This is a genomic window from Longispora albida DSM 44784 (assembly GCF_000379825.1).
Classification (GTDB): domain Bacteria; phylum Actinomycetota; class Actinomycetes; order Mycobacteriales; family Micromonosporaceae; genus Longispora; species Longispora albida.
Genome location: NZ_KB903828.1, coordinates 1 through 8,693 on the forward strand (window position 1 = coordinate 1; position 8,693 = coordinate 8,693).

Genomic DNA, 8,693 nt, shown 5'->3' on the forward strand with positions numbered 1-8,693 from the left:
AGATCCCCATCAGCGGGGCAAGCTGCCGCATCGTCAGGTTCGTCCGGTAGTACACCGCGATCATCAGCACCCGCTCAGCAAGCGGAAGCTTCCACGGCCTGCCCTCACCCGCATGATCACCACCCCGCCGCCGCACCACCCCGACGAGCCGGGCGAAACGCCCTGCCGGCAGGCCAGTGAACACCTCAACCCACTCCGCGCTCAGACCACGCAGCAACCCCATGCCCGCACAACGGCCAAACACGAGAAGAAGTTATGAAACATCTTTTACGTCTTGTCCCGCCTCCCGTTCCGCGTCGAGGTCATCCAGACCGACAACGGCGCTGAGTTCCAGACCGGCTTCCACTGGCACGTCCTGGACAAAGGCATCGCCCACACCTACATCAAACCCGCATCCCCGCACCTCAACGGCAAGGTCGAACGCTCACACCGCATCGACGCCGAAGAGTTCTACCGCATGCTTGAAGGCATCGTCATCGACGACACCGGCGTGTTCAACGACAAGCTCCAGGAATGGGAGGACTACTACAACTACCACCGCCCGCACGGCGGCCTGGCCGGCCAGACCCCGTACGAACGCCTCAAGCAGAAAACCCAGACCACGGTGTAACCAAACTCCGGCAGATGCACACCTAGAACCCTCCCGACAGCGCAACCCGCGCGACCGTCAACTGCCGCCACTGCGGCACCGCGGGAGCCGGTGGCGCCTACCGCTGGTTCAGATACCGGGCGAGGAACGCGGCCGCGGCCTCGTGCGCGGACTGTGGGACGCCAGTGTGGCCGCCCAGGTTGGCGGTCAGGGTCTTGTCCGCGGAGCCGAACGCGTCGAACAGTTCCAGGGCCGCCTGCCGGTCGTTGCCTTCGTCGTCCCACTGCAGCAGGACGTGCAGCGGGATGCTCACCTTCCTGGCTTCGGCGAACATGGCGCGGGGTATGAAGCTGCCGGCGAACAGGACGGCCGCCGTGATGCGCGGGTCGACCACCGCCAGCCGGATTCCGATGGAGATCACTCCTCCGGAGTAGCCAACCGGGCCGCCGATCTCCGGCAGCGCGAGGACGGCGTCCAGTGTGGCCTGCCATTCCGGGACGGCCCGGTCGACCAGCGGCAGGATGAGCCGGTCAACGATCTCGTCGGGGACCGGCCCTGCGGCCTGCAGCGTCTGGCGCAGGTCGGCGCGGGCCTGCTCGGCGGCGGCCCAGCGCGGCCGGTCGCCGTCGCCGGGGAGTTCGATGGCGACGGCGGCGAAGCCGTCCGCCGCGGCGCTGCGGGCCCGGGCCGCCAGCCTGGGGTACATCCCGCGCAGGCCCAGCCCGCCCGGCTGGCCGAGCAGGATCAGCGGCGTCGGCGCGGCAGCGGACGCGGGCGTCCACAGGATGCCGGGGATCTCGCCGAGGGTGAATGCTCGCTCGAGGACGTCGCCGTCGAGGCGCTGCTCTGAAGTGAAGTGCATGGTCGTGCCTTTCGGGAGTGCTCGCGGGCGGCGCTCCCGGACGACCTATCGCCCGACCGTGACCCCTGAGGGGAGCACCCATGTCGATACAGCGTTCACGGGTACCACCTCCTCGGTCTCTCGCACGGCCTCCGGACGGTAGCAGCGCCCGTCGGATTCCGCGAACGGATATTGCGCTGGACCCGGCCCTCGCCGGTGGACTAATTTCATCAGCCATGACTACCGGGACGGCTTCACGCCACACACGGATGGGCGACCCGGTGCTCTTCTGAGCGCCGTAGCGCGTGCCCCGCCTCCGTCGTGTTGATCACAAGCTCGACACATCAACCACGACAGGAGACCTCTTATGCACGCCAAGACACTGCAGATTCCCACCGCCGACGGCCACGCCGACGCGTTCGCAGCTTTCCCCGACCACAGTGGACAGCACCCGGGGGTGCTGATGTACCCGGACGGCTTCGGCCTCCGGCCCGTGCTGCGGGACATGGCCCGCGAACTGGCTGGGCACGGGTACTACGTGCTCGTGCCCAACGTCTTCTACCGGCACGGCCCGGCACCGGTCCTCGACGTCCCCGAGCACATCGGCGGCGAGGCCCGGCCCGCGCTCTTCGCCCAGCTGATGCCCATGATCGAGGCGCACACCACGGAACGGATCGTCGCCGACGCCGACGCCTTCGTCAATTTCCTCACCGCCCAGCCCGAGGTCGGCGCGGGGCCGGTCGCGGTGACCGGCTACTGCATCGGCGGTCTGCTGGCGATGCGCACCGCCGCGGCCCATCCCGGCCAGGTGGCCGCCGTCGCGGGATTCCACTCTCCCCCGGTGGAGGCTGACAGCCTGCGCCGCATCACCGCCGAGGTCTACCTGGGACACGCCGCATCCGACCTGACCCCGGAGGCGCTCAGCGGGCTCAACCAGACCCTGGACGCCGCGGAACTGCGCTACACCTCCGAGATCTACCCCGGCACCATCCACGGCTTCACCATCGCCGACACCGACGCCTTCCACCCCACCGCACTCCAGCGGCACTGGGACCGCCTGCTGCCGCTGCTCGGACGCACCCTGGTCACCGACTGATGGTCCGGCGCCCCGGGGAGTGCCCGGGGCGCCGACCGTCCCAGGACAGCTTCCGGTGATACCCCGGGCCGGGCTCACCGCGACTCGAGCCGGCCGGGCCGGGAAGGCCACAGGTCGGCCGGGGCGGTGCAGGGTGCGGTGCCGCTGGTCCGCACGCACGAGGGGGAGTTCGGGAGTGGAGGCAACCTCAGCCTGGACAACGGACAAGTTGCAACCCACTCCATAACTGCGGGGTGAACTCTGAGGCTTCCGGCCGCAGGGCGTGGCGGCGGACGGTCTCTTCGAAGGGCACGTCGAGGTAGTAGACGGCTGCTGGGCCAGCGTGACCGGCGAGGAGGTCATGCAGAGCCGGGGCGTAGAGGTGGCTGGGGAGGATCCCCTCCACGATGACGCCGTAGCCGTTGTCCACCAACCAGCGTGCGTTCATGGTGATGTAGGCGGGGGCGAGGCCTCCGGGCTTGTCGCGTTCGTGCAGGACGACACGGCGGAGGTGGTCCTGCTCCAGCTTTCCGACCTGGTGTTCCGTGTTCGGCGACCTGTACAGGTTCGAAACGTCGTGAACATGTCCGTGACGTCGACTGGCGCAGCTGTCCTTCCTTGGACAGCTGAGCGCGGACCATCAGTCTTCATGTGGGGCCCTAGGGATGGCCTACTCGTGGGTAGCGGGGGCTACCCCGTCGTGGTCGGGTTCCCCTCGTTTCGCGAGCGTCTAGACACCGTGAGTTTCCGGGCCGGTCCGGTCCGGGAAAGCTGGGATCGTCGGGTTGAGGGACGGACGCCCCCCGGGGCGCCGAAGGGTGATCCTGGTGGAGGTAGACGTTGTCTCCGCGGAGCCCGTGGTGCCCGTTGGGGCGGTGGTGGGTCCAGCATGTGACTTCAGTGCGGTCCGGAGTGGGGATTGCTCTGGGTAGCGGTGGACGGCGAATCGTGACCGCGACACGCGAGCAACAACGGGGCAACACGGGACCCCTGTCGGGGCCCGGCTGTGGGGTTGGAGCCGAGGCGCCCTGCTCGGTGAGTCTGCCTGCTGCGTGAACGGCCACTCCAATCTGGGCACATGCATGCACTGCTGTGGTTGCTAGCCTTCGCGTGTAATAGATGTCAATGTCTTGAGATACGTTGCTTGCCGTCATGTTTGTTGGGAGTGGCAGGGTGCGCTGGTTCGGGCGGGCGCGGCGGCGGCCGTCAGGGCCGTTGCGTGCGACGTGGCGCTGGTGGTTAGGTCTGGGCCTTGTGCTGGCCGCAGTTCTGGTGGGGTTGGCCTGGTGGTTCGGGCGGGACTTCTTCGAGCGGTTGAACGTCGCTAGCCAGGTGGCGGGGGTGACGGGGACTCTGCTGGCGCTCGTAAGCCTTATGGCAACCTTGGGCGCATGGCTTCACCCGAAACAGGCTCCTGGTGAGGCGGACGGGCAGGTCCGGGGACGGCTGATCCCGGTAGGGCGTCTTCGGGGTGAGGATGTGGGTGTTCACTCGCCCGACCACCTGCTTCATGGGCGGCGCGGCGATGATCCGGTCGGCTATTTCTCGCGGGGCTTTGACTCTGAGTTGCGGCAATGCCTGGAGGCGACGCGCAGCACGGGGGGTCTGATTCAGATCGTCGGGCCATCGTCGTCAGGCAAGAGCCGGAGCCTTGTTGAGGCGGTCCGGGAGACCTTGCCGGGCTGGCAGGTGTACCTGCCCGACGGGCTGCGGGCACTGCGCTCGGCGGTACCGGTGCTGGCACCACGTACGGTCGTGTGGCTTGATGACACGCCTACGCCGCGGTACTTCGTCGAGACTACACGCTCTGAAGCCGAGGAGCAGAAAGGCAGCCTGAGCCGGGCGGAACTGGAACAGCTCACCCGGAGCAGTAGCGGCCCGATTGTGGTCGTCGTAGTCTTCTGGCCCGAGCATTATCGGCGATGTCTCAAGACGCCTGCGCAGACCCCAGAGGGGCATCCGGGTGCGGATCTGCTCGCCGTTGCCCGAGAAGCCTTGCTGTCGCACGGCACCGTGATCGAAGTCCCCGCAGCGCTGAGTCCCGCTGAACGGGCTGCGGCGGAAGTGGTCGGACAGCGGGACCCCAGGGTTGGGGCGGCACTCGCCGACCGGCAGTACGGTGTGACCCAGTACCTGGCGGGAGCGCCCGAGGTCATGCGCAGGTACGAGACGGCATCTCCCTACACCCGTGCGCTCGCCGACGTCGTCATCTCTGCGGCGCTGCTTGCAGGCCAGCCGTACCTGAGCCTGAGCCGTCTCAAGCGTGCCGCAGAACTCGACCTCGCAAATTCATGCCTGGACGGAGAGACAACTGTCCTGACCGAAGCTCCGCCCGACTGGTTCGAGACGGCGCTCACCGACGCAACAGAACGCAGGACTGGCGGTACCGCGCTGCTTCGTAAGGTTTCCGGTGCCAGGCTCCAGGTTGGCGACGTTGAGGGGTTCTGTGTCGCCGACTTTCTTCTGCAGTCCTGTCAGCTGCGTCCCCACGACAGAACCGCTGACGGTGCCTGGCTGACGCTCGCACACTCGGTTGACTCGGTCAGTGAGGCCCATCGCTTGGGCATCGACGCCCTATCTCGCTCTCTGTTCGTCTACGCGGAACCGCTGCTGCGATACGCCCACGACAACGGGCATCCCGACGCAGGGCACGAGCTGGGGTGGCTTCTTGCCGAACAGGGACGGCGGGAGGATCTCGCTGAGCTGATCAATGAAGGCGCCGCAGGTGCCCGATGGGGGCTGGCGAAACTCCTCGCCGATCAAGGCGACACGCTCAAGGCGCTGTCCCTCTATCGCGAGCTCGCGGCCGAAGGAAGCCTCCACGCGGGACGGGCAGTCCCGCGGTTGCTCGTGAAATGCGGACTGCCGGCCGAAGCCATCGTGGAGTACGGGCGATCGGCGGACCGTGGAGACCTCGTGAGCAGGAAGGAGCTTGCGGACCTGCACGCAGCGAGGGGCTCGTTCCCGGAGGCGATGGCCGTATACATGCACCTGCGCCGGATGGGCAGCGACATGGGAGTCATGGAGGAGGCCCGCTGCGTAGGCCAACACGGTGGTTGCGAGGCGATCCTGGAGTTCTTGGGGGCGACGGCAGCCAGCCCTCGGGCCGCAGTCATGGTGGTGCTGGAATCGCGTGCTGACCCGGAACTCATGCGGGAACTGGCGGAAGCGGATGTGAGTGAGGCGCTTCGCTGGCGTCTCGACTACCTGATCAGTCAGGGGCAGATTTCCGAAGCGTCGGCTGTCGTCAAACGGCTCCTTGAGCTCGGAAACTTGGTTGAGACTGCCACCATTGCCCGACTGTTGGAGAAGGACGGCGATGTTGAATGGCTCCGCAAGTTCGTAGATGCGGGCGAGGTCGACGCACGGCCACCGCTCGTGCGCCTCCTGCGTGCGCTCGGGCGGCAGGAAGAAGCTGATCAGGTGTTGGAGGACACCGAGCACTTCGATACCTATGACCCATTCACCAGGGTGGCGGTGCAGAACACCGAAGCCAGGATCCGGAAGATGATCGCTGACGGTAAACCGGGCGCGGCATCGCATCTCATCTCGCTTTACCGGCGGCACGGCAAAGTCGACGAGCTACGCAAGCTCAGTGATGAAGGCATGAGGGATGCAACCAGTGCCTTGGTATCGCTGCTTGTGGAGGCAGGCGAGATGGCAGAAGTGCGTGTGCTGGCGGATGCCGGGGAGTTCTTCGCAGTGACTGCGCTCGTGGAGGCTGCGATGGAGGCCGGCGACCTGACGGAAGCCGCGGACCTGCTACGCGCCATACCCGCTGGCCGGGGTGGAACCCGAGGCGAAGCAGTGCAGTCTGCGCTGGCCCTGAAGTTCGATCGGGCAGGTCGGCCAGACATGGCTGTCGTCCTGCTACGGGACCTGTACGACCACGGTGCCCACCGGGTCACCCGCAACCTCGCCGAGGTGCTGGCTAAGACCGGTAACTTCGACGAAGTCCTAGACCTATACGAGCCGCTTGTGCGCAAGGGCGACCTGGGCGCACAGCGAATCGTCCTTGAATTGCTGTATCAGGCAGGACGCCATGACGAAGCCTGGGACGTCGCACGCCGTAGCCCTCTCGCTGGTCGGCAGTTCATCACGATCCTCGGTCAGCACGGCGAGGCGGAGCACCTTCAGTCCCTGGTCGCGATGGGAGACAGCCGTGCAGCGCGTGAACTAGTCGGACTATTCGCAAGGGAAGGCCGGGAGGCAGACCTGAGAGCCATGGTGATCTCGGGAGACTCCGACGCCCGTATCGAGCTCCTGGCCTATCTGCACCGGACCGGGCGAGTCGAAGAAGCTCAGCTGGTGGAACAATACGGCCTGTTTGCCAACGGCACGACCAGGCAGCCGGAACTCCGAGAAGCCTCACGCCGGAAACCTTCGCTGGAGATTGGGGACGGGATGGCAGGTGGCCGTGCTGCCCTGACAGCCCCGTCATCACCTCCAGTGCATGCATCGGCAGAGTCAGTGACCAGGCAAGAAACGCCCGGCGGAGGTCGTTGACCACACACCCTATGGCGAGCGCCCGTGGTTGGGCTGTCCGCAAGGTCCGTGGTGGGCAGCCGTAGAAGTTCACCAAGGCAACGGCATCGCGTTCGGAAATTGTCGCCCATGACTGAAAGCTCGTGTTTCGCGGTCAGGCTGCTGCGTCTGACCAGGCCAGGAGTACCGCGCGGGCTTCTTCGAAGGTCGGCTGGCGGGGTGTGTCTCCACGAAATTGTGCGGCTATGAGGACTCGTCGGAGTGATGAGCATGTCGGCGTAGCTGGGCTGGACTTTGGTGGTGTACCAGGGTGAGCGGGTTCGGTGGTCGCGGGCGACGGTCGGGTTGTGGCCCTGCGAGGTGGTACCAGATGACCACGGTGCTTTGGGTGAGCAGGGTGAACGGGATGGTCCGCTCGACGGCTTTCGGGGTGCGGTTGGCTGCTTCGCCTGCGCCGGTGACGTTCTTGGCGTCGCCGATGGCGACCTCGATAGCCCAGCGGTCGGCGTAGCGTTCGATGATCGCGGCGGCGTCGGTGTCCAGGTCGGTGGTGACCAGGGGTCAGGGGTTCGCGGCTGGGGTCGGTGACGATGATGACGCGGACGTGGCGGGAGCCGAACACGCCGAGCCAGAGGCAGCAGAGCGGCTTGAGGACGAGACGCTGCCGTACCCGGGCACCCGGTTGTCGTGCTGGGGGCCCGGCGATACCGCCGGGCCCCCAGCATGAGCCGTCTATCGGCGGCGGATCAGCTTTTTCAGTGCGAGCGCGGTGGTGAACAGCGCAGCCAGGGCTGACGGGAATCCGGCGACCAGCAGCACGTCCGGGCCGACTGCGTCACGCAAGCCCAGAGTGGTGACGAGCCCGGTGACCACCGCGGCTCCGGCGGACACGGTGAGAATGAACGCCCACCGCAGCGACAGGCCGTCATCGTCAGCGTCCTCATGTCCGCCGGCTTGTACCGCGTTACGGGCACGAGTCTGGGCAGCAGTGCGCACACCCTGTGCGTCTGCCTCTTCGTTGAGCACGGCAAAGTCTCCATTGAAGGGGCACGCAGCCACGCTGCTGTGTGCCGGTTGGTGAAAACAGCGGAAGTACGAAGTGGGGGACCGGGGTCCGTCCGGGCCCCCACCGCATAGCACGCCTGTACCGGAAGCCGGGTACAAGTTACGTACCGGCTTCCGGGCACAGGCGTGATCCGCGAAGAGAAAAGTAAGCGCTGTGAACGGGCGGTTGCCGGACACTATGTGCGGCGTGGCGCACCGGCATTCCACAATGGCTGGTGACGGCGTTGTGGTGAGAGCCGATGCTGCGCGTACTGCGAGGGGCAGAGCGCGGACGCACGAGCCTGGAATGTCACCTGCCACGCAGGCGGGAGCTGGGGTGGAGCCGGTCCAGCTCATGTGGCTGGCCGAACGTTCTAGGGCTCGTCTTCAAAGGACTGTTGTTAGATGATGTAGCGCGTGATTCGTCGTTATGAGTTGTCTGACGTCGAGTGGGAGACGTTGAGGGAATTCCTGCCGGGGGCGGTCACTGGTGGTCGTCCCCGGGCGGATGATCGTCGTGTTCTCAACGGGATCGTGTGGAAGATCCGGGCGGGTGCGACGTGGCGGGATGTGCCTGAGCGTTACGGGTCGTGGCAGTCGGTCTACACCCGTTTTCGCAGGTGGGCTCTCGATGGGACATTCTCGGCGATGCTCGAAGG

General features: G+C 66.4%; 8 protein-coding genes. 4 read left to right on the forward strand and 4 right to left on the reverse strand.

Translation table 11 applies throughout. The features are described from left to right. Window positions 1–223, reverse strand: a 223-nt coding sequence (locus A3G1_RS0117595; protein WP_026212238.1) for a transposase family protein, incomplete at its 3' end; no start/stop codon positions are given. A gap of 51 nt (window positions 224–274) precedes the next feature. On the opposite strand from A3G1_RS0117595, the gene A3G1_RS0117600 reads away from it, so the two are divergent. Then, window positions 275–610 (forward strand): integrase core domain-containing protein, encoded by a 336-nt coding sequence (locus A3G1_RS0117600; RefSeq protein ID WP_018350794.1) that lies wholly within the window; start codon window positions 275–277, stop codon window positions 608–610. A 97-nt stretch (window positions 611–707) separates the two neighbouring features. Here A3G1_RS0117600 and A3G1_RS0117605 read toward each other — a convergent pair whose 3' ends face one another. After that, window positions 708–1,451: a dienelactone hydrolase family protein gene (locus A3G1_RS0117605; RefSeq protein ID WP_018350795.1), complete on the reverse strand. Its 744-nt coding sequence runs from the start codon at window positions 1,449–1,451 to the stop codon at window positions 708–710. 346 nt (window positions 1,452–1,797) lie between these two features. Here A3G1_RS0117605 and A3G1_RS0117610 point away from each other — a divergent pair, with 346 nt between their 5' ends. Continuing rightward, complete coding sequence (locus tag A3G1_RS0117610; RefSeq protein ID WP_018350796.1) at window positions 1,798–2,526, forward strand: dienelactone hydrolase family protein; 729 nt, start codon at window positions 1,798–1,800, stop codon at window positions 2,524–2,526. 187 nt (window positions 2,527–2,713) lie between these two features. Here the strand turns inward: A3G1_RS0117610 and A3G1_RS38680 are convergent, their stop codons facing one another. Beyond that, window positions 2,714–2,953, reverse strand: coding sequence for a P-loop NTPase family protein (locus tag A3G1_RS38680; RefSeq protein WP_157641209.1), 240 nt, complete (start codon window positions 2,951–2,953; stop codon window positions 2,714–2,716). Between the two features lie 725 nt (window positions 2,954–3,678). On the opposite strand from A3G1_RS38680, the gene A3G1_RS0117620 reads away from it, so the two are divergent. Continuing rightward, a complete protein-coding gene (locus A3G1_RS0117620; protein ID WP_157641210.1) occupies window positions 3,679–7,011 on the forward strand; it encodes a tetratricopeptide repeat protein in 3,333 nt (1,110 codons plus the stop codon). A gap of 711 nt (window positions 7,012–7,722) precedes the next feature. On the opposite strand, the gene A3G1_RS0117630 is transcribed toward A3G1_RS0117620, so the two are convergent. Further along, entirely contained in the window at window positions 7,723–8,016 is a 294-nt protein-coding gene (locus tag A3G1_RS0117630; RefSeq protein WP_018350800.1) for a hypothetical protein, read from the reverse strand. A 435-nt stretch (window positions 8,017–8,451) separates the two neighbouring features. Between A3G1_RS0117630 and A3G1_RS39675 the strand changes: the two genes are divergently transcribed. Further along, window positions 8,452–8,693, forward strand: a 242-nt coding sequence (locus A3G1_RS39675; protein ID WP_157641208.1) for a transposase, incomplete at its 3' end; no start/stop codon positions are given.

Bases quoted from the DNA above. Each gene is read 5' to 3' on its own strand.
- A3G1_RS0117605 (WP_018350795.1), bottom strand. From the start codon at position 1,451: ATGCACTTCACTTCAGAGCAGCGCCTCGACGGCGACGTCCTCGAGCGA.
- A3G1_RS0117610 (WP_018350796.1), top strand. From the start codon at position 1,798: ATGCACGCCAAGACACTGCAGATTCCCACCGCCGACGGCCACGCCGAC.
- A3G1_RS38680 (WP_157641209.1), bottom strand. From the start codon at position 2,953: ATGAACGCACGCTGGTTGGTGGACAACGGCTACGGCGTCATCGTGGAG.